Origin of the sequence: Nissabacter archeti (assembly GCF_018257325.1) — a bacterium.
In the GTDB taxonomy this organism is placed as follows: Bacteria; Pseudomonadota; Gammaproteobacteria; order Enterobacterales; family Enterobacteriaceae; genus Chimaeribacter; species Chimaeribacter arupi.
In genome coordinates, this window is sequence record NZ_JAERKB010000003.1 from 211,568 (window position 1) to 232,109 (window position 20,542).

At 58.5% G+C, this 20,542-nt stretch carries 20 protein-coding genes and 1 tRNA gene; 6 read left to right on the plus strand and 15 right to left on the minus strand.

The genetic code is table 11. From position 1 onward, the window contains the following. Positions 1-24 precede the first annotated feature (24 nt). Together purK and purE are read right to left on the minus strand one after the other, a co-directional pair. Positions 25-1,089 (minus strand): 5-(carboxyamino)imidazole ribonucleotide synthase, encoded by a 1,065-nt coding sequence (gene purK, locus JK232_RS05385; RefSeq protein ID WP_212588909.1) that lies wholly within the window; start codon positions 1,087-1,089, stop codon positions 25-27. Then, the gene (gene purE, locus JK232_RS05390; RefSeq protein ID WP_072926410.1) at positions 1,086-1,595 is read right to left on the minus strand and encodes a 5-(carboxyamino)imidazole ribonucleotide mutase; all 510 of its coding nucleotides are present in this window, start codon (positions 1,593-1,595) and stop codon (positions 1,086-1,088) included. The genes purK and purE overlap by 4 nt, the downstream gene beginning before the upstream one ends. 177 nt (positions 1,596-1,772) lie before the next feature. On the opposite strand from purE, the gene JK232_RS05395 reads away from it, so the two are divergent. Continuing rightward, positions 1,773-2,384: a MiaE family protein gene (locus tag JK232_RS05395; RefSeq protein ID WP_072926408.1), complete on the plus strand. Its 612-nt coding sequence runs from the start codon at positions 1,773-1,775 to the stop codon at positions 2,382-2,384. Between the two features lies 1 nt (position 2,385). Here JK232_RS05395 and lpxH read toward each other — a convergent pair whose 3' ends face one another. Together lpxH and ppiB are read right to left on the minus strand one after the other, a co-directional pair. Next, entirely contained in the window at positions 2,386-3,108 is a 723-nt protein-coding gene (gene lpxH / locus JK232_RS05400) for a UDP-2,3-diacylglucosamine diphosphatase (protein ID WP_101857576.1), read from the minus strand. Positions 3,109-3,123: 15 nt separating this feature from the next. Beyond that, on the minus strand, positions 3,124-3,618 hold the full coding sequence (ppiB, locus tag JK232_RS05405) for a peptidylprolyl isomerase B (protein WP_072926405.1): 495 nt from the start codon (positions 3,616-3,618) through the stop codon (positions 3,124-3,126). Positions 3,619-3,877: 259 nt separating this feature from the next. Here ppiB and cysS point away from each other — a divergent pair, with 259 nt between their 5' ends. After that, positions 3,878-5,263, plus strand: coding sequence for a cysteine--tRNA ligase (cysS, locus tag JK232_RS05410; RefSeq protein WP_212588910.1), 1,386 nt, complete (start codon positions 3,878-3,880; stop codon positions 5,261-5,263). 77 nt (positions 5,264-5,340) lie between these two features. On the opposite strand, the gene ybcJ is transcribed toward cysS, so the two are convergent. Beyond that, positions 5,341-5,553, minus strand: coding sequence for a ribosome-associated protein YbcJ (gene ybcJ / locus JK232_RS05415; RefSeq protein ID WP_072926402.1), 213 nt, complete (start codon positions 5,551-5,553; stop codon positions 5,341-5,343). A 74-nt stretch (positions 5,554-5,627) separates the two neighbouring features. After that, on the minus strand, positions 5,628-6,494 hold the full coding sequence (gene folD, locus JK232_RS05420; protein ID WP_212588911.1) for a bifunctional methylenetetrahydrofolate dehydrogenase/methenyltetrahydrofolate cyclohydrolase FolD: 867 nt from the start codon (positions 6,492-6,494) through the stop codon (positions 5,628-5,630). Positions 6,495-6,749: 255 nt separating this feature from the next. Between folD and JK232_RS05425 the strand changes: the two genes are divergently transcribed. Further along, a tRNA-Arg gene (locus JK232_RS05425) sits at positions 6,750-6,826 on the plus strand. 234 nt (positions 6,827-7,060) lie between these two features. On the opposite strand, the gene JK232_RS05430 is transcribed toward JK232_RS05425, so the two are convergent. Then, entirely contained in the window at positions 7,061-7,987 is a 927-nt protein-coding gene (locus JK232_RS05430; RefSeq protein ID WP_212588912.1) for a hypothetical protein, read from the minus strand. Beyond that, entirely contained in the window at positions 7,977-8,681 is a 705-nt protein-coding gene (locus JK232_RS05435; protein ID WP_212588913.1) for an acid phosphatase, read from the minus strand. Before JK232_RS05435 ends, JK232_RS05430 begins: the two co-directional genes overlap by 11 nt. Positions 8,682-9,695: 1,014 nt before the next feature. Here JK232_RS05435 and JK232_RS05440 point away from each other — a divergent pair. Then, positions 9,696-10,232 (plus strand): sterol desaturase family protein, encoded by a 537-nt coding sequence (locus JK232_RS05440; protein WP_072926394.1) that lies wholly within the window; start codon positions 9,696-9,698, stop codon positions 10,230-10,232. Here the strand turns inward: JK232_RS05440 and crtB are convergent. The 7 genes from crtB to JK232_RS05475 all read right to left on the minus strand — a co-directional run bounded on the left by crtB (position 10,165) and on the right by JK232_RS05475 (position 17,913). Then, positions 10,165-11,094, minus strand: coding sequence for a 15-cis-phytoene synthase CrtB (crtB, locus tag JK232_RS05445; protein ID WP_212588914.1), 930 nt, complete (start codon positions 11,092-11,094; stop codon positions 10,165-10,167). The genes JK232_RS05440 and crtB overlap by 68 nt on opposite strands. Continuing rightward, complete coding sequence (locus JK232_RS05450) at positions 11,091-12,572, minus strand: phytoene desaturase (protein WP_101827872.1); 1,482 nt, start codon at positions 12,570-12,572, stop codon at positions 11,091-11,093. Before JK232_RS05450 ends, crtB begins: the two co-directional genes overlap by 4 nt. Further along, entirely contained in the window at positions 12,572-13,738 is a 1,167-nt protein-coding gene (gene crtY, locus JK232_RS05455; protein WP_212588915.1) for a lycopene beta-cyclase CrtY, read from the minus strand. Before crtY ends, JK232_RS05450 begins: the two co-directional genes overlap by 1 nt. Then, positions 13,735-15,018: a glycosyltransferase gene (locus JK232_RS05460; RefSeq protein WP_212588916.1), complete on the minus strand. Its 1,284-nt coding sequence runs from the start codon at positions 15,016-15,018 to the stop codon at positions 13,735-13,737. Before JK232_RS05460 ends, crtY begins: the two co-directional genes overlap by 4 nt. Further along, positions 15,015-16,058, minus strand: a complete 1,044-nt coding sequence (gene fni, locus JK232_RS05465; protein ID WP_072926386.1) for a type 2 isopentenyl-diphosphate Delta-isomerase — start codon at positions 16,056-16,058, stop codon at positions 15,015-15,017. The genes JK232_RS05460 and fni overlap by 4 nt, the downstream gene beginning before the upstream one ends. A gap of 93 nt (positions 16,059-16,151) precedes the next feature. Continuing rightward, a complete protein-coding gene (locus JK232_RS05470) occupies positions 16,152-17,057 on the minus strand; it encodes a polyprenyl synthetase family protein (RefSeq protein WP_072926384.1) in 906 nt (301 codons plus the stop codon). A gap of 292 nt (positions 17,058-17,349) precedes the next feature. Next, on the minus strand, positions 17,350-17,913 hold the full coding sequence (locus JK232_RS05475; RefSeq protein WP_072926382.1) for a YtfJ family protein: 564 nt from the start codon (positions 17,911-17,913) through the stop codon (positions 17,350-17,352). Between the two features lie 292 nt (positions 17,914-18,205). On the opposite strand from JK232_RS05475, the gene manD reads away from it, so the two are divergent. Together manD and JK232_RS05485 are read left to right on the plus strand one after the other, a co-directional pair. After that, entirely contained in the window at positions 18,206-19,420 is a 1,215-nt protein-coding gene (gene manD / locus JK232_RS05480; protein WP_072926381.1) for a D-mannonate dehydratase ManD, read from the plus strand. A 14-nt stretch (positions 19,421-19,434) separates the two neighbouring features. Further along, entirely contained in the window at positions 19,435-20,454 is a 1,020-nt protein-coding gene (locus JK232_RS05485; RefSeq protein WP_212588917.1) for a Zn-dependent oxidoreductase, read from the plus strand. The last annotated feature ends 88 nt before the right edge of the window (positions 20,455-20,542 follow it).

Genomic DNA, 20,542 nt, shown 5'->3' on the forward strand with positions numbered 1-20,542 from the left:
CAGAAGATGCCGGGGCGCGAACCGTTACAGCTTACTCTGCGCCCATTCAATGCCGCTCTGGTACTCAGGCGGCAGCATCGGCACCAGATCGCTCAGCGTCTGTTTGATCAGTTCCCAGCTCGGGTCACTGAGGTTAAGGTGGCCGACCTTACGGCCCGGCCGCACCTCTTTCTCATACCAGTGCAGGTTGACCAGCGGCAGGCTGAGCCAGTCGATGTTCACGCCTGTGCCGATCAGGTTCACCATCACCGACGGCGCACTCACCACCGGCACCGGCAGCGGCAGGTTGAGGATCGCCCGCAGGTGCAATTCGAACTGACTGATCGACGCGCCGTTTTGCGTCCAGTGGCCGCTGTTGTGAACGCGTGGTGCCAGTTCGTTGATCAGCAACCCGCCTGCCACCACGAAGCACTCCATCGCCATCACGCCCACATAGCCCAGTTCCTGCATGATGGCAGAGAGCATCGACTCGGCCTGCTGTTGCAGCGCGATATCCGGCGTCGGCAGTGCCACGCTGGTACGCAAAATGCCTTCCTGATGCAGGTTATGCGTTAACGGGTAGAACACCATGCTGCCGTCATGCGCGCGCGCGCCCACCAGTGACACTTCCCCGGAAAAGTTGATCCCCTGCTCGACAATGCACTCGCCGTAGCACTCTTCCGGCAGGGTGTGCGCCTCATCCGCGCGCAGCCGCCATTGGCCGCGGCCGTCATAACCGCCGACGCGGCGTTTGACGATCGCCAGTTCGCCCAGCGAGGCAAACACCTGCGGCCACTCGTCGGCAGACGCCAGCAGTTGCCACGGTGCCGTCGCCAGGCCGAGCTGGTCCAGCAATTGCTTCTGTGTCAGGCGATCGGCCAGGCGCGGAAAAATGTCCCGGTTAACAAAAGCCGGGTGACCGGCCAGCTCGCGGGTGAGGGCGGTTTCCGGCCAGCGCTCAATCTCCGCGGTGATCACGCTCTGGCGGAACGGCACCGCTTCCGGCTCGGCGTCCAGCCCTACCGGGTAGACCGCAATGCCGAGCGGCTCCCCGGCCTGACGCAGCATCCGGCCCAGCTGGCCGTTGCCCAGTACGCAAACCGGCTTCATGCGTCCTCCCGCGGGTCAGGGTTATTCAGCACCTCATCAGTCTGTGCCTGACGCCAGGCGGCCAGGCGCGACGCCAGTTCCGCATCATGCAGGGCCAGGATCTGCGCGGCCAGCAGGGCGGCATTGGCGGCCCCGGCTTTGCCGATCGCCAACGTGCCGACCGGGATGCCGCGCGGCATCTGCACGATAGAGTAGAGGCTGTCCACGCCGCTCAGGGCCGCGCTCTGCACCGGCACACCCAGCACCGGCACCAGCGTTTTTGCGGCCAGCATACCCGGCAGATGCGCCGCGCCGCCCGCACCGGCGATAATCACGTCAAACCCATTGGCAGCGGCCTGCTCAGCGAAGCTGAACAGTTTGTCCGGCGTGCGGTGGGCAGACACCACCTCAACGTGGAACGCGACATTCAGCGAGGTGAGGATTTCAGCGGCAAACTGCATGGTAGCCCAGTCACTCTTGGACCCCATGACGAGGGCGACATTTGCCGGGGAAAGGTTGGATGACATGCCTGTAGTGCTCCTGTGAATAGACTGGCGTCGCCAGAGCGGTTGTATCTGGCGGAGAGGGCGCAAATAATAGCATGGCAAATCCGCAAGGAAAACGGTTGCGTCGCGGCCGGAGGCTGGGAAAGCCAGGGGTAATTTGTATAATCGCCACAAAACCATTAAGCAGGACAATACGTTATGACTGATGCCCTTCTGGCCCCGATTCACGCCTTTCTGCACTGCACCACGCCGGCCCGCTGGATCGATGTAGCGTTGACGCAGCAGGATATTTTGTTGATCGACCACGCCAACTGCGAAAAGAAAGCGGCGGCCTCGGCGATGTCGCTGATGACCCGCTACCTCGACCGCACTGAGCTGTTGATCTGTGCGGCGCGGTTGGCGCGTGAGGAGTTGCACCACTTCGAGCAGGTGGTGGAAATTATGACCCGGCGCAATGTGGCCTACAGCGTGTTGTCGCCGTCACGCTACGCCAATGGGCTGTTGAAGCATGTGCGCCATCAGGATGAGCTGGGGTTGCTGGTGGACAGGCTGATCATTGGTGCCTATATCGAGGCGCGATCCTGTGAGCGTTTTGCGGCGATTGCCCCGCATCTGGATCAGGAGCTGCGGCGTTTCTACCTGTCGTTGCTGCGCTCTGAAGCGCGCCACTATCAGGATTACCTGTCACTGGCACAGCAATATGCCGGGAAAGATATCGGTGACCGGGTCGAGGAATTCGGAAGGATTGAAGCTGAACTGATCATGGCCCCGGATGAGCAGTTCCGCTTCCACAGCGGCGTGCCGGTCTGATTCAGAACGGGAACGTCACCAGATCAATACCCTGCGGGCCGACGGTGACCATCGAACCTTCCTGATGCCAGGCCCCCAGCACCGCGCGGTGCGCCTCGCCGTCCGGCAGGGCAAGGGTATGAATTGCCGGGCGATGGGTGTGGCCGTGGATTAACCAGTGCACCTGATGGCGGCGCATCGTGTCTGAGACGGCCTGCGGGTTGACGTCCATGATCGCCATCGATTTCAGCTGGTTAGCCTGTTGGCTGTCAGCGCGCATCTTCCCGGCAATCTTCAGCCGCAGGCGTAACGGCAGGGCGAGGAACATTCTCTTAATCAGTGGGTTACGCACTTTTTTACGGAAGCGTTGGTAGCCTTCATCGTCCGTGCAGAGGGTGTCGCCGTGCATAATCAGCACCCGGCGGCCATACAGCGTCAGTACCTGTTCTTCCGGCAGCAACGTCATGCCGCTGGCGCGGGCAAAGCGCTTTCCGAGCAGGAAATCCCGGTTGCCGTGGATGAAGTAGCAGGGCACGCCGCGGTCGGCCAGCGCCTTCAACGCGGCGGCAATCTCCGCGTGCAGCGGCTGCGGGTCGTCGTCGCCGATCCAGGCTTCGAACAGGTCGCCCAGGATATACAGCGCCTCCGCCCGCCGCGCTTCACCGGCCAGAAAACGCAGAAAACCGGCAGTAATTGCCGGTTCCTGTACGCTCAGATGCAAATCAGCGATAAAAAGTGTGGTCATGCCGCAGGGCTAACCTTACTCGCTGACGGTAACGCGGGTGATCACCACATCTTCTTTCGGCACATCCTGGTGCATACCGCTGCGGCCGGTCGGCACAGCTTTGATCTTGTCAACCACGTCCAGGCCTTCCACCACTTCAGCGAACACACAGTAGCCCCAGCCCTGCGCGTTTTCACCGCGGAAGTTCAGGAAGTCGTTGTCTACCACGTTGATGAAGAACTGGGCAGTCGCGGAGTGCGGATCGTTGGTGCGCGCCATTGCCAGGGTGCCGCGGGTGTTTTTCAGGCCGTTGTTGGCTTCGTTATTGATCGGTGCGTCAGTGGCTTTCTGCTTCATGCCCGGCTCAAAGCCGCCGCCCTGAACCATGAAACCATTGATCACGCGGTGGAAAATGGTGTTGTCGTAGAACCCTTTACGGCAGTAGTTCAGGAAGTTTTCAACGGTTGCCGGCGCTTTGTCTGCAAAGGTATTGATGACGATGTCACCGTGATTAGTGTGAAAAGTAACCATAATAGTTCATCCTGCTTGATTGAAGGTGTGCGCCGCGGGGCGGCCCGCACAATAGAGGGCTTTTATAACATAAACCGGCGGCGGGCGTCAGCAGCGGGAGGATTAGCATGTTTGCTGATATGCTTAGGCAAGGGAAACCGGCCGGATGTTGCAAACACCGGACGTTCAAGGTTCAATACGCCTTTCGGTGAGGATCCCGGCGGATTTTTTCACCTTCTTTTAGATTGCCATCCACACATGTAAACCATGGAATGACCTGATGCTGAAAATTTATAACACCCTGAGTCGCCAAAAAGAGGAATTCAAACCTATCCATGCCGGAAGCGTCGGCATGTACGTGTGTGGCATCACCGTTTACGACCTCTGTCACATCGGCCACGGCCGTACGTTCGTCGCTTTCGACGTGGTGGCGCGTTACCTGCGTTACAGCGGCTATCGCCTGAAGTATGTGCGTAACATCACCGACATTGATGACAAAATCATCAAACGCGCCAATGAGAACGGCGAAAGCAGCGAAGCGCTGACCACGCGGATGATCGCCGAAATGCATGCCGATTTCGACGCGCTGAAGATCCTGCCGCCGGATGAAGAGCCGCGCGCCACCCGCCATATCGCCGACATCATCGAGCTGGTGACGGAGCTTATCGCGCGTGACCACGCCTATGTGGCTGCCAACGGGGATGTGATGTTCGCCGTAGACAGCGACCCGGACTACGGCCTGCTGTCGCGCCAGGATCTGGAGCAGTTGCAGGCGGGCGCGCGGGTGGAAGTGGCGGAAGTAAAACGCAACCCGATGGACTTCGTGCTGTGGAAAATGTCCAAGCCGGGCGAACCGAGCTGGCCATCGCCGTGGGGCGAAGGGCGCCCTGGCTGGCACATTGAGTGTTCAGCAATGAACAGCAAACAGCTTGGCCACCACTTCGACATCCACGGCGGCGGCTCCGACCTGATGTTCCCGCACCATGAGAACGAGATCGCCCAGTCCACCTGCGCCCATGACGGCCCGTACGTGAATTACTGGATGCACTCCGGCATGGTGATGGTGGATCGCGAGAAGATGTCCAAATCGCTGAACAACTTCTTTACCGTGCGCGATGTGCTGGCCTACTACGACGCCGAAACCGTGCGCTACTTCCTGATGTCCGGCCACTACCGCAGCCAGCTCAATTACAGCGAAGAGAACCTGAAACAGGCGCGTACTTCGCTGGAGCGTCTCTACACCGCCTTGCGCGGCACCGATACCGCTGCCGCCCCGGCCGGGGGCGAGGCTTTCGTTACCCGTTTCCGTGAGGCAATGGATGATGACTTCAACACGCCGGAAGCCTATTCAGTGCTGTTTGATATGGCGCGTGAAGTAAACCGCCTGAAAGCGGAAGACATGGCGGCAGCCAATGGGCTGGCGGCAGAGCTGCGCCACCTGGCGGGCGTGCTGGGCTTGCTGGCACAAGAGCCGGAGCAGTTCCTCCAGAGTGGGGCGCAGGCAGACGAAGGCGATGTGGCGCAGATTGAGGCGCTGATCAAACAGCGTAATGACGCGCGTGCCGCGAAAGACTGGGCCATGGCGGACTCCGCCCGTGACCAGCTCAACGCACTCGGCATCATTCTGGAAGATGGCCCGCAAGGCACCAGCTGGCGCCGTAAATAGCCGCAACGATTAGCAAAAAATCAGCACAAAAAAGGCGACGCAGAAGCGTCGCCTTTTTTATGGCTGCCACCACGGGGTCAGGGTTTGACCACCACGGTCGCGCCGTCAAACTCAACCTGCTGATCTGCCAAAATTTTGCAGCGTTTGCGGGTTTCTACCTGGCCGTTTACTTTTACCAGCCCATCGGCGATCACCGCTTTTGCCGCGGCGCCGCTTTCGCACCAGCCCTGGAATTTCAGCAGATCGCACAGTTCAACGTGCGGGTGATTGTCGAGATTAAAAATGTCCATCGTGTTCCTGACTTAACGCGCCTGGCGCGCAGAGAGTGCATGAGTGCGCCGCCACAGGGGCGGCCGCATAAGGCTTAACCGGCGTTATTGTCGTGGTATTCCTCGCAGGCCTGCAAGGTATTTTGAATCAGCGTCGCCACCGTCATCGGCCCGACACCGCCCGGCACCGGGGTAATAAAGGAGGCGCGCTCAGACGCGGCCTCAAAATCGACGTCGCCGACCACTTTACCGCTCTCCAGCCGGTTGATGCCGACATCTATGACGATCGCACCCGGTTTGATCCAGTCACCTGGAATGAAATTCGGCTTGCCGACCGCCACCACCAGCAGATCGGCATTTTCCACATGGTGGCGCAGGTTTTTGGTGAAACGGTGGGTCACCGTAGTGGTGCAGCCCGCCAGCAACAGCTCCATGCTCATCGGACGGCCAACGATATTGGACGCCCCGACCACCACGGCATTCAGGCCGAAGGTGTCGATGTCATAACGCTCCAGCAGCGTCACGATGCCGCGCGGGGTGCAGGGGCGCAGCTTCGGCGCACGCTGGCAGAGGCGGCCGACGTTATACGGGTGGAAGCCGTCCACGTCTTTGTCCGGATGGATGCGCTCGAGCACTTTTACGTTATCGATACCGGCCGGCAGCGGTAACTGAACCAGGATGCCGTCGATATCGCCGTCATTATTCAGTGTATCGATCAGTGCCAGCAGCTCAGCCTCAGAGGTGGTAACCGGCAGATCGTAGGAGCGGGAGAGGAAGCCCACCTCTTCGCAGGCGCGGCGCTTGCTGCCGACATAAATTTGCGAGGCGGGGTTTTCACCCACCAGCACGACCGCCAGCCCCGGCGCACGTTTTCCGTCCGCCAGACGCTGTTTCACACGCGCTGCAACTTCGCTTCGAACCTGCTGCGCAATCGTTTTACCGTCAATAATTGTTGCTGCCATCAGTGGGAGAGTCCATCAAAAGTAATTATGCAGGGGAATGGCTCTATTTTGTCAGAAGCCGGGCGTGCTGTCAGGCGCTGTGTCGAGATAAAATGCCGCCGCCGGATGCGAACCGCAGGGCGAACGCAACCATATCTTGTTGAGTTGTACATGGATTCGGCGCCTGACGGGTTTCCGGTGTGATTTCGTTGACTCACCGGGACGGGTGCGTATAATTCGAGCCCACTGCCGCGCACCGGCAGCCGCATCCCCCATGCGCCCTTAGCTCAGTTGGATAGAGCAACGGCCTTCTAAGCCGTAGGTCACAGGTTCGAGCCCTGTAGGGCGTACCATTTAGTCCCCCCTGCAAACATTCAGCAGCACCTAAAAACGGTCGTCAACCAGTTACCTTCTTGCACTACTTATATCTTGACGTTTACTGATGTCCATCAGAATCATACAACGACCGATAAAATGTAATCCGGATGAAAAATATCGGGCACATAAAACATTCTAAATTTTGATAGTGAGATGTCCATTTTAGTTCATGATTAATTCATCCTCACTCTTTTCAGTAAGATGTCTGATCAGGGCTGGAAAGAGAAAACCTTATCTCCCTCACAACGTTTCTCATGGTTAAACGACGTTATAAGCAATTTACCTTGATGGGTCGATAAAAAATAGGGAACTTGATTTAATTCAAGTAAATGGCTTAGATCTTCAAAATCACCTTCTTTAAAATCATTCCAGGTTTTCCATCTTATCAATCGATATGGATTAGGATCACTGTTTCCAGCATAGCTTTTAGTGAAATAATTGCTGCCATAATAATAACTCCCTAATTTTATAACGCTATTGAGTATAGGCCCTGTTCTTTCATATGCGCCGGCATTATCATCTTGTTTATGCGATTTGGTTTTAAATGTAGTAAATTTCCCATTTTTGAAGTCATCGATCCTTATAACCATTCCCATTGAGGCACTTATTATATTAATCTTCCCATCTATAAGTGACAATGACCTTACATATCCAAAATGGCTTTTGTCTATTTTAAACGCTTCGCCTTTCCCGCTAAAATCGCTGATTCTAAAAAGTCTATTCTCATCAATGACGTAAGCGTAACCATCTTTGCCGTCGAGGATGTCATGTGGCCGGGTTAAAGGATAATTATTTATCTTATCAAGATAAACTGGATTAGGATTTTCCAAATTATCTAGCTTGATGAGTCTGTGTCCTTCGGTATCATCAATTAAATATCCAATTCCTTCTACATAGCGTATTGAATGAGAACCATGTAGTGATAACGATAGTAAATTAAGCCTACCCGCTTCGTTTTCAAAAATGATTCTCTTATTTTTATAATCAGATATTATTTTTTTACCATTCTCATAAGAAGCCTGAGTGGGCCAACATAAATTACCAAGTTCATTGTTATAAAGAAGGCTGTTTTTATTTCCGTGGCTTAGGCCGTAAAAAATGAGAGGTAATAAAATTATTGCGATTTTACATCTCATTTTCAACTTCCTTTTTAGCTTTTTCTAATGCTTCCTCAAACTCCTTATTCGAATGTAACGTTGAAACAAGCACTGCGCCCATTAACCTTCCGGCAATAACATCTGACTGCCAATGCACGCCACATATCACTCTGCTCTGGCCATACTCATAACCCTGTTTTATGATCTCTTCTTTATTTGAGGGTTTAATTTCTGCTAATACTAAAGCAATAGCCCAGCCAGCAGCTGCATGACCTGATGGATACGAACCATTCATTGCCAGCTCTTTATCTTTATCTGGAGTGCAAGAGTGATGCTTGAAATAAGTAAAGGGTCTTTCTCGCTTGTATTTTAGCTTTGCACTTTTTGTAGAATAAAACCCTGCATCATATCTTATTAAGTCTATGATTTTAGAAACGGCTGGCGTTGATGTAGAGGAGATTTTTTTTGACAAGGGCCTGGAAAATATTTCCTCTAAGTTTTCTAGCGACATATCTGCATCAGATACCGCTTGATTCCACCTCATGGAACCCTTTGATTTTATGCCCTCTTCATAGCTATCGACATCTGAGAGAAAAGCTTTGCTTTTAATAGGTGGGGGAGGTGGCAGGATAATTCCGCTATCAGGCGATAATTCCTTTAAAAAACCCGGTGCTTGTGCTGAGCAGAAGAATGATATGCCTGATAAAAAAGAGAGTAACAATAACTTATTCATGTAATCCTACTTTACGTTTGTTAACTGGCCTGGCAGCATGGGCGCTACAGTCAGAAGTAATATTTTTCAAAACGAGAAAGAAGAAAACTTCCCAGCATTAAGCCCCGCATTTTTCAGCCATTGAGGTTAATAGTGCCGGTCTTTTTTAATGCAGAATTGTTAACTGTTTTAGTCATTATCTTTAACCTAACTACATGTGATTTTTAAACTAAGCGGCGGTTCTTTAACACTTTATTTTTCACAATCTTGTAAATTATTGGGCGAGAGTTGCTAACGTTTTTTACAATCCTAAATGAATTTTTTTCTTAGGAGGCTATAAAAATACTCTTTCACTTAATGTTAAAGACGTGTGGCTATAACGCAGTCAATTCAAATTGATTCAGGTTTTCAAGGGTTAATTAATTCTTGAGTATCGTCAATTAAAAAACACTCATCAGTGATTATTAAGAGGGGTTTTTTCTTTGTGTTGTGTTGGTTTTTTATAAATTTCGTTATTTGATAATGGCTTAGGTGGGAAAATATAAAAGGAACCGTTCTCCTGTTTGCCAGGAAGTTTTATTAAAGATTTTCTTAATTATTCGTTTTGTTTTAATTTTGAAGTTAAATATAGTTTTCGTAAATAATTGGTTAGGTTTATAACGCTAAAGATTATGAGCTTGTCTAAAATGATCAAAATCAACCCTGCATGGCTTTTCCCCAAAAAACGGTCTCAACATAGAGATATAAAAAAAGCATTATGTAAAAAGAAATCGATAAAAATTAAAGTTGTCAGAACATTCTAAGCCGTAGGTCACAGGGCCGAGCCCTGTAGGGCGTACCATTTAGTCCTGCGCCTGAACCGCGCGCTTCCCGGCTTCTCTGCTTTCTTCGTCTGGTTTACGCTCTCTCTGTTTCCCCTCTGCCGTCCCCTTGTTGCTAACACTGCTATACTTTCCCTCGCCAATCCTGTTGGAACCACAGGAGATTTTCCGGCTGCCGGAAACACCCAGGAGCGGGAAACACCCAGGAGAATGTATGCTTGTGCTTTGGAATACCGGAATTGTGTTGTTAACGGTGGCGGCGATGGAAATCATTGCGGCATTGTCACATAAGTACATCATGCACGGCTGGGGGTGGGGCTGGCACCATTCGCACCATGCGCCGCATACGTCCTGGTTTGAATTGAATGATCTTTATGCGGTGCTGTTTGCGGTGCTGGCGATTGTGCTGATCGCACTGGGTACGGCAGGGTATTGGCCGTTGCAGTGGATAGGGGCGGGTATGACGCTGTACGGGCTGCTCTATTTCATCGTCCATGATGGGCTGGTGCACCAGCGCTGGCCGTTCCGTTACATCCCACGGCGCGGTTACCTGAAACGCTTATATCTGGCGCACCGGCTGCATCATGCGGTGCGGGGGCGCGAGGGCTGTGTCTCCTTTGGGTTCCTGTATGCGCCGCCGGTGGCCAAATTACAGGCGATACTGCGTGAACAAAAAAACCGCGCTAACGTGGACGTTGCCAAAGGCCGGAAGGACGGGCGGCCGGGCGCGCGGCCACGCGGGAACGAATAGCCAGCCCGGCACCGGCAACCAGCAGGCCGAGCTTCTCCAGTTTGCTGGTGCCTTGCCGGCGGTCCCAGGCGCGCTCACCGGCGCGATCCACTTTCACCCCAATCTCCCGGTAGACACCGCGGGCGGTAGCAATCGCCCAGGCGGAACGTAACGGCAACCCGGCCAGCCCAGCGCGCGCCGAGGCGTAATAGGGTTCTGCCTCAGCCACCAGCCGTGACGCCAGCGGCACCAGGGCCGCCCGGTGCGCCGGGTCAGCGACCTTTGCCGGGTCGATACCCGCCGCTGCCAGCCAGTCAGCAGGCAGGTAACAACGGCCAACCTGCGCATCTTCCACAATGTCGCGCGCGATGTTGGTCAGCTGGAATGCCAGCCCGAGATCGCAGGCGCGATCCAGCACCACCTCGTCACGCACGCCCATCACCCGCGCCATCATCAGCCCCACCACACCCGCGACGTGGTAGCAGTAACGCAGCGTATCGTGAAAGGTCTCATAGCGCTCGCCGCGTACATCCATCGCGAACCCTTCCAGATGATCAAACGCCTGTTGCTGCGGGATCGCATGGGCCAGCGCCACTTCCTGAAACGCCGCAAACGCCGGGTCTTCCATCGTGACCCCCGCATAAGCGCGGCGGGTCAGGGTTTTGAGCATCGCCAGCCGCTGTTCGGGGCTGTCAGGGGCGGCACCGGGCGAGGCAAACCCCAGCGTCTGGTCATCAATCACATCGTCACAATGGCGGCACCAGGCGTAGAGCATCAGCGCGCTGCGCCGGGTACCGGCATCGAACAGTTTGGAGGCGGTGGCAAAACTCTTGGAGCCGACCGCCATCGTTTGGGTCGCATGGTTCAACAGCGGTTGATTCATGGTGCCAGATCCTCCAGCATCAGGCCCGCCGTGGCTTTGGCGGAGCCGATCACCCCCGGCACCCCGGCACCAGGGTGGGTACCCGCGCCCACCAGATAAAGGTTCGGGATGCGGTCATCACGGTTGTGCGGCCGGAACCACGCGCTCTGGGTCAGCAACGGCTCGATGGAGAAGGCGGAACCCAGATGCGCGCCCAGTTCATCCCGGAAATCGAACGGGGTGAACATCCGGTGCGTGACCAGTTGCTCGCGCAGCCCCGGCATATAGTGCTGTTCCAGATACGCGAAGATACGGTCGCGCAGGCGGGGCCCCTCGACCGTCCAGTCAAGATCGGCGGTGCCGAGGTGCGGCACCGGGGCCAGCACGTAATAGCTGCCGCAGCCGGGCGGGGCGAGCGACGGGTCGGTCACGCAGGGGGCGTGGAGGTAAAGCGAGAAATCCTCCGACAGCGTGTCACGGTTGAAAATATCCTCAATCAGCTCCCGGTAGCGGGGGCCAAAACAGACGGTGTGGTGCGCGAGCTGGGTATGCTGTTTGTTCAGGCCAAAGTAGAGCACAAACAGCGAGTTGCTCATGCGTTTGCGTTTCAGCGCCCCGGCCCGTGCCGCGCCTGCCGGGAGGTGGCCGAGCAGCGTGCCGTAGGTGTGCACCACATCGGCATTGGAGGCCACCGCCGGGGTGTCAAAGTGGCGGCCATCCGCCAGGTGCACGCTGCTGATGCGTGCGCCGGTGGTTTCCATGTGGCTGACCTTCGCGTTCAGTGCGATCTCGCCGCCCAAATCCTCAAACAACCGCACCAGCCCCTGCACCAGCGCGCCGGTGCCGCCGCGCGCAAACCAGACGCCCCATTCGCGCTCCAGGGCGTGGATCAGCGTATAAATCGACGAGGTGGCGAAGGGGTTGCCGCCCACCAGCAGCGAATGGAAAGAGAATGCCTGCCGCAAATAGTCATCTTTAATGAACCGTGACACCACGTCATACACGCTGCGCCATGCCTGCAGGCGCGCCAGTTGCGGCCCGGCGCGCAGCATGTCGCGGAAAGAGAGGAACGGCACGGCCCCGAGCTTCAGGTAGCCCTCTTTAAACACCGCACGGGAGTAGTCGAGGAAACGCCGGTAACCCTCGACATCCTGCGGGTTGAATTGTTGGATCTGGCGCTCCAGGCTCGCCTGATCGTTGTCATAATCAAATACCCGGCCGGATTCCCAGCACAGGCGGTAAAACGGCGTGACCGGCATCAGGTCAACATAATCCGCCATGCGTTTACCGGCCAGGGTAAACAGCTCCTCAATGGCGCTTGGGTCGGTGATGACCGTCGGGCCGGCATCAAATTTAAACCCCTGATCTTCGTAGACATAGGCGCGGCCGCCGGGTTTGTCGCGCTGTTCAAGCAGCCGCGTGGGAACCCCCGCCGCCTGTAAGCGGATGGCAAGGGCAAGGCCGCCGAAACCGGCACCAATTACTATTGTTCGATTCATCAAAAAGCTCGCAGCCGGGGAGTGTGTTTCAGCACGGCTTTCAGGGCTTCCCCCACCGGCACCGGTGGTTTGCCCGTCAGGATCCGTGCCATATCGGCCGGGGTCAGGCGTCCGGCATAAAACCGGGCAATCAGGCCTTCACCCAGGCCATAAAAACGTTGCATAACCTGCCAGCGCTGCGTCGGGCGTCCTGCCAGAAACAGCATACGGTTAAGCAGGCGGAAAAAGCGCTGCCGCTGCCACTGCCGGGCGGCATAACGGTGAATCAGCGTAAACAGCGGGCCGTGCGTCAACGCAGGCTGGGCGGCAATCAGGTCTGCCAGCGCCACCGCCTGCGGCAGGGAATAGCCGGTTGTGGCATGGAACAGCCCGGCGCGCAGCCCGCTACAGGGCTGGCCCTGGTGCTGCCGCCAGAAGGCGACCGGGTGGCCGGCCAGCGTAATCGGCAGGTTGCCCTGTTCCTCGCGTTGCAGCGTCTGTAACGCCCAACCCTGTGCCGCGGCATAGTCAGTGATGTTCTGCCGCGCCTGGGCCGGGGCCAGCGCCGCCTGGTCAAGGTAATGGGTATCCTCAATCAACAGCGTGTCGGCGGAGAGCGGCAGGGTGTAGACGAAACGGTACCCGTCCTGCTGGTCAACGGTGGCATCCATCAGTATCGGGCGTACCAGCCCATGCGGGCGTGACAACTGCCACTGCTGGCCTAAAAAGGCCTGAAAGCCGACCGCCAGATGCGGGCCGGGCTGGTAACCGCGGCCGTCAATCACCGCCCCGGCGTGCAGGGTCAGCCCGTTTTCCAGTTGCACTTCGGTGGGCGTCAGCCCGGCAACGTTGGTGCCGGTGAGCAACCGTCCGCCCAATTGTTGGGTCAGCACGGCAGCAAAGCGATCTGAGGTCACGCTCAGGTAACCGCCCGGCAGGGTGCGGGTAAGCTGAGGAAAGCGGACGTCATAACCCTGCCAGCGGTGCGCCACCAGCGGCGCGACCCACTCATGCTGGGCGTCTGTGAGGTCATCCTGATGGAATGACCAGGTATGGTTGCCGCCGGGATGCGGGGCAGATTCAATCACCAGTACGTTGAGGTGCGGCTGGCACTGGCGCAGGCGCAGGGCAATCAGCCCATTTGCCAGCCCACCGCCTACCAGAATCAGGTCATAGGGACTGCTCACGACACGGCCTCCGCCAGCACCGGCTGCCGGGCATACAATGCCTGCTCGACAATCGCGGCGGCCCGCAAGGCCCCTCCGGCCTGCTGGATCTGGGCGCTCAGCGGGGCCATCTGCTGCCGGTAACCCGGCTCTTTCAGCAACAGGTGCAGGTTATCGGCCAGGGTAAAGCGGCAGGCAAAGCGCGACACCCGGCGGCCAATGCCGTGGTACACCACCCGTGCCGCCACGCCCGGCTGGTCAAAGGCAATCGGGACAGCGAGGATCGGCGTCCCGCTGCTGACGGCATCCATCACCGTATTCAGGCCACCGTGGGTGATCACCGCCTGTGCCTGGCGCAGCACGGCCGGTTGGTCGGCAAAATCGGTAACATGGGTGGCACCACAGGCGTAGAGGCTGTCGGCCTGCGCAGGCGTCAGGCCGCCGCAATGTGCCACCAGCAGTTGCGCATCCAGGCTGCGGCAGGCGCGGGCCAGCGTGCGGAACAGGCCGTAGCGATGCCCTTGCAGGGTGCCGAGGGAAGCATAAACCAGCGGCCGGGCCGGGTCTGCCGGCCAGGTGTGTTCAGACGGCGCAGCCGTCGCCGGCGCACGCAGCGGCCCGACGGCGTGAAAGCCGGGCGGCAGCGCCTGCCGGGGGAAATCCAGCGCCGGTAACGTCTGGCTGATTTGCGCCAGCGGCGAGAGGCACTCATGCAACCCGTGGCGTGGCGGCAGGCCAAAGGCCCGGGCGTGGCGTGCCAGCACCCGCCCGTGGCTGCGCATCATCCAGTCATAAATTTTCTGGCTTGAGGTGTACAGCGTCAGCGCGCGCTCATCGGTCGCGTAATCAAACGGCATCACCGGCAGCGGCAGGCCCGGCTCACGGTTGAGCGGCAACGCACAGGCGACCGAGACAAACGGCAGCCCCAGCGCCTCTGCCACCAGCCCCCCGGCCGGCTCCATCTGGTCGGCAATCACGCCATCCACCGCCAGCTGGTGGAAGGCGGCGGGAAGCGTCCGGCAGAGCATGTCAGTCGAGGCAGCCATGTCTTTGATCAGGCGGAGAATTGCCGGCCCGGCCGGGTTGGCCGCCAGCCGCAGGGTATGGGCCAGGCTGCCGGGCGGATGGCTGTCTGCGCCGACCGGGTGGAAGGCGATGCGCGGGTCATTGAGCAGGCCGGCGGCATCGGCTTGCTGGATAAAGGTGATCCGGTGGCCGCGGGCCATAAGCGCCTGCGCAAGGGCCTGTAACGCCCGGACATGGCTGTAGAGCGGCGGGGCCACCACGGCATAGTGGCTCATGCCGTGGCCTCCGCGCTCAGCAACGGCGCGGCTTTCAGCGCGGTGAGGTTGGCGCTGCCGGTGCAGAAACAGACCACCCGCAATTGGTCGATAATCGTCTGGAAATGGGCGGTGACCGCCTCCGTTGAGGCTGTCGCACTGCCGAGTACCGCCGCCGCCTGGCCCACCAGATCGGCACCGAGGCGCAGTGCCTTGGCCGCATCAATGCCGTCGGTGATGCCACCGGAGGCGATCAGCGGCATCTCCGGGAGCTGTTGGCGCAGCCCGCGCAGCGCCTCAGCGGTCGGGATGCCCCAGTCGGCAAAGGCCATGGCCACGGCGCGCGCCTGGGGGGTGGCGGCGCGTTCGCCTTCCACCGCCGCCCAGCTGGTGCCGCCCGCCCCGGCCACATCCAGCATGGTCACGCCCACTTCCGCCAGCCGCTGCGCCACCGGGGCCGACAGCCCGGCACCGACCTCCTTGATCACCACCGGCACCGGCAAGGCTGCCACCACCTGGGCGATGGCCGCCAGCACGCCGCGCCAGTCGCGGTCACCGCCACTCTGCAACGCTTCCTGCAAGGGGTTGAGATGCACGATCAGCGCATCGGCATCTATCATCTCTACGGCGCGCCGCGCAAAATCCAGGCCGTCGCGGCCAATAATCTGTGCCGCGCCCAGGTTCGCCAGCAGGGGAATGTCCGGCGCGATATCACGCAGTTCGCGCGTCAGCCCGACATTGCTGTTGCCCTCCAGCGCCACCCGCTGGGAACCGACCCCCATTGCCAGCCCCAACGCCTGCGCGGCTTCCGCCAGGTGGCGGTTAATACTGCGGGCGCGGTTGGCCCCGCCGGTCATGGAGCTTATCAGCAGCGGGGCGTTTAACGGGCGGCCAAAGAGCGAGGTGCGCAGATCGATACGATCCAGATCCAGTTCCGGCAGGGCACAGTGTTCAAAGCGCCAGCGCTCAAACCCGGTGCGGACGCGGCTTACCGCGCGCGCCGGATGCAGCACAATATCCAGATGGTCGTTCTTGCGTTTGATGAGCTCCGCGTCCTTCATTGACACTCCGGTAAATAAATCCTGTTGAAACGTCCGATGTACAGTGGGGCACGCGGCAACAATGCCGTGCGCAAGCCCGTGACCGGCCTGTTCTCAGCCAATCAGGGCCAGTTTCTGGCCGAACCAGGCGTGCATAAAACGCCGGGTAGCCATGCCCTGATCGCAGGCGCAGGCCAGGTGCTCATCGGCCCGGCGAAGGTGGTGGTGCAGGCGTTGTTGCACCGCTTCGCTGCCGAGCATGGACACCAGGGTGGATTTCCCGGCGTCCTTATTCATGTCTTTGCCGGTGCCTGCCAGGCCATCGACCAGATCGTCGAGTAACTGAAAAGCCTGCCCCAGATCGAGGGCAAAACAGCGCAGCTTTTGCCGGACGTCCGGCGCGGCCCCGGCGGCGATAGCCGCCATTTGCAGGGTGGCACCAAACAACATGCTGGTTTTGAGTTCGTTGGTGGTAAAGATGGCATCCGCGCTGCGCACGTCATTGCCTTCAGTGAGATCCTGATACTGGCCCTGCACCAGCCCCTGGAGGCCGACTGCGGCAGACAACTCGGCCACCGCCTGGGTGCGGGCCTGGCTCGGCAGGTCGCTGGCAGCAGCCACCACGCCAAAGGCTTTGCTGAGCAGGGCGACAGCGGCCAGGATCGCCACGTTCTCACCAAACTGGCGGTGGATGGTAGGGCGGCCGCGCCGCAGTAACGCGTTGTCCATGCAGGGGATATCGTCGAGCATCAGCGAGGCGGCGTGGATCATCTCAACGGCGCAGGCCAGGTCGAGCAGCCCAGGCTGCCCGGCATCACACCCCAGATCCTGGGCGGCCAGCATCAGCAGCAGCGGGCGGATGCGCTTTCCGGGTGCCAGCGTGCCTTCACGCATCGCCACATTCACCCGGTCACGCTCACCACTTTCGGGCAGCAGTTGATCCAGGCGGGTTTCAAGCGCGGTGAGCAGTGCCGGGAGTTCACTGTCCAGGCTTGAGGGTTTATCGGCGTAGGCTGTCATGATAGCTGTCCCTGGTTGCCCGCGATGGCCGGCGTGAGTAACGGTAACCAAAAACGGCAACGGTTGCTGCGAGCAGCCGGCAGGCAGCGGTTGAGGTCTGCCATACCGGGCCGGCGATGACGTCTTTGATTAATCATACGATTGATTGTTCTATTAAATCTGGCTAAAAGTCCCTGTAGATCAGGATAGTTTATTATTTAAAAAAAGCCCGCGGGCGTGGCGAACAATCGCGTTTTTCCCGTGATGCCGGGGTGAAAAAAGCTGGGGGCTTAACCGGTAAACGTAAATAAAATCAGGACGTTTTCAGCAGGTGCCGGAGCAGCGCCATCACCTGCTGAACTTCTGCCGGTGTCAGGGCGCCGTCCCGGACAAACTGCACGGTGCCGGCGGGGTCCAGCACCACCACGGCGGAGCCGCCATCCTCCAGTTGCCAGGCGCGTTTCGCCGCGCCCCGGCTGTCGATGATAAATTGCGACCACGGGAACGCTTTTTTGCTGGCCTCAATGCTGCGGCGGACGAACAGGGCGCTGCCGGTAATCGCATCGTCGGTATTGATAATGGTGGTGGTCTGGTAGCGGTCGGGCGGTAAACCGGCGCGGCTTATCGCCTCTGTCAGCGCTGCATTTTTGTCTTTTGCCGAGAGGCGGCCGGCGATATGCAGCATCACCCGCACTTTGCCGGTCAGCCGGGCGCTGTTCCACGGCTGGTAACGGCTCTCATCCTGCTGCTGAATCACCTCGCCCCGGTCAGCAATGCCCACCGGCGGCACCCGCTGCCCCTTAACAAAATCGTGCCCCGCCGCGAATAAAGGCAGCAACAGACCCACCAACCCTGCAATCCCTGAACGTACTCTCATGAGGTTCTCCACGTGTTGCCGCCGGACGGGCGGCAGGAAGGCCCGGTGCAAGGCAACGGGGTAAAAAGCCTGAGTGCGGGCGTAACTCTTTTGTATAGCATAGGTTGCTGAATAGTGATGAAAAGGGCGTAAACGGCCAGGTTATCCCCTTCATGTTACCGTGCGATGAGCGGGGCCTATTCCGTGATCAATCGTCCATTTTTTACACGTTATACTTGTATGGTAGTTATGTCAGATCTAGAGTCACTGCCTGATGTGCGCTGATACGGCGCTGGCTGATAAGGAACAGACGATGAAAATTGTGAAGGCAGAGGTCTTTGTAACGTGCCCAGGGCGGAATTTCGTCACGTTGAAAATTACCACCGATGAGGGGGTGACCGGGCTGGGTGACGCCACGCTGAACGGGCGGGAATTGTCAGTGGCCTCCTATCTTCAGGATCATCTTTGCCCGCAACTGGTGGGGCGCGATGCGCACCGCATTGAAGACATCTGGCAATTTTTCTACAAAGGCGCGTACTGGCGGCGTGGGCCGGTCACCATGTCCGCGATTTCAGCCATCGATATGGCGCTGTGGGACATCAAAGCCAAGGCGGCCAATATGCCGCTTTACCAGCTGCTGGGTGGGGCCTCGCGGGACGCGGTGATGGTCTATTGCCATACCACCGGCCACTCCATTGATGAAGTGCTGGATGATTACGCGAAACATAAAGAGATGGGGTTCAAGGCGATCCGCGTGCAGTGCGGCGTGCCGGGCATGAAAACCACCTATGGGATGGCGAAAGGCAAAGGGCTGGCGTATGAACCGGCGACCAAGGGCAACTGGCCCGAGGAACAGCTCTGGTCCACGGAAAAATACCTCGACTTCACCCCGAAACTGTTCGACGCCGTGCGCAGTAAATTCGGTTTTGAGGAGCACCTGCTGCATGACATGCACCACCGCCTGACGCCGATTGAAGCCGCACGCTTCGGCAAAAGCGTGGAGCAGCATCGCCTGTTCTGGATGGAAGACCCGACCCCGGCGGAGAACCAGGCCTGCTTCCGCCTGATCCGCCAGCATACCGTGACGCCGATTGCCGTGGGCGAGGTGTTTAACAGCATCTGGGATTGCAAACAGCTGATTGAGGAGCAGCTGATTGACTATATCCGCACCACGCTGACCCATGCGGGCGGCATCACCGGGATGCGCCGCATCGCCGATTTCGCCGCGCTTTATCAGGTGCGCACCGGCTCACATGGCCCGTCTGACCTGTCGCCTGTCTGCATGGCAGCGGCACTGCATTTTGACCTCTGGGTGCCGAACTTCGGCGTGCAGGAGTACATGGGCTACTCCGAACAGATGCTGGAGGTCTTCCCGCACCACTGGACCTTTGACCGCGGCATGATGCACCCCGGTGATAAACCGGGTATCGGCATTGAATTTGATGAGAAGCTGGCGGCCAAATACCCGTTTGAACCCGCCAACCTGCCGGTGGCGCGCCTGGAAGACGGCACCCTGTGGAACTGGTAACCGAGGATAAAACGATGAAAAGTGTTGTCATCCAACAGCCGGAACAGCTGGTGATTGAAGAACGGCCGCTGCCGAAGCCACAGGCGGGCGAGGTACGGGTACGGGTGGTCAGCGCCGGTATCTGCGGCTCAGATGTGCACATCTTTCGCGGCCATAACCCGTTTGCGAAATACCCGCGTGTGATCGGCCATGAGTTTTTCGGCCTGATTGATGCGGCAGGCGAGGGCGTTGACCCGGCCCGCCTCGGCGAGCGGGTGGTTATTGACCCGGTAGTGAGCTGCGGCCACTGCTACCCCTGTTCGGTGGGCCGCCCCAACGTCTGTACCTCGTTGCAGGTGATTGGCGTACACCGGGACGGCGGCTTCAGTGAGTATGCCTGCGCCCCGGCCGGGAATGCCTACCAGGTGCCGGACAGCATTCCCGATCGTGAGGCGACGATGATCGAACCCTTCAGCATCGCGGCCAATATCTGCGCGCAACTGCGCCCCACGGAGCAGGATGTGGCGCTGGTTTACGGGGCCGGGCCGATGGGGCTGACGGTGATTCAGGTGCTGCGCGGCGTGTACGGGGTGAAACAGATTATCGTGACCGATCGCATCCCGGAGCGGCTGGCGATGGCGCAGGAGAACGGCGCAGACCGGACGATTCATAACGGGGAAACCGATCTGGCCGCCGCGCTTCAGGCCCAGGCGATCCGCCCGACGCTGATTGTGGATGCCGCCTGCCACCCATCGATTCTGCCGGAGGCGATTGCGATCGCTTCCCCGGCGGCGCGCATCGGCATCATGGGGTTTTCTGCTGAGCCGTGCACCATCAACCAGCAGGCGATCACCGGCAAAGAGCTGTCTATTTTCAGTTCACGCCTGAACAGCGTGCGCTTCCCACAGGTGATCAGCTGGATGACGGAGCAGCGCATCCGGCCGGAGAAACTGATTACCCACGCGTTTGTGCTCCACCACGTCACCGATGCCCTGACGCTGTTTGAACAAAACCAAAAAACCTGCTGCAAGGTGTTGCTGACCTTCAGCGACTAGCGCCGGACATGGTCATACACAACAGAAAACAGGTGCCTGCATAAAACGGGTACCTGACTGACACAGAGGCGGCCACGCACCCGGCCGC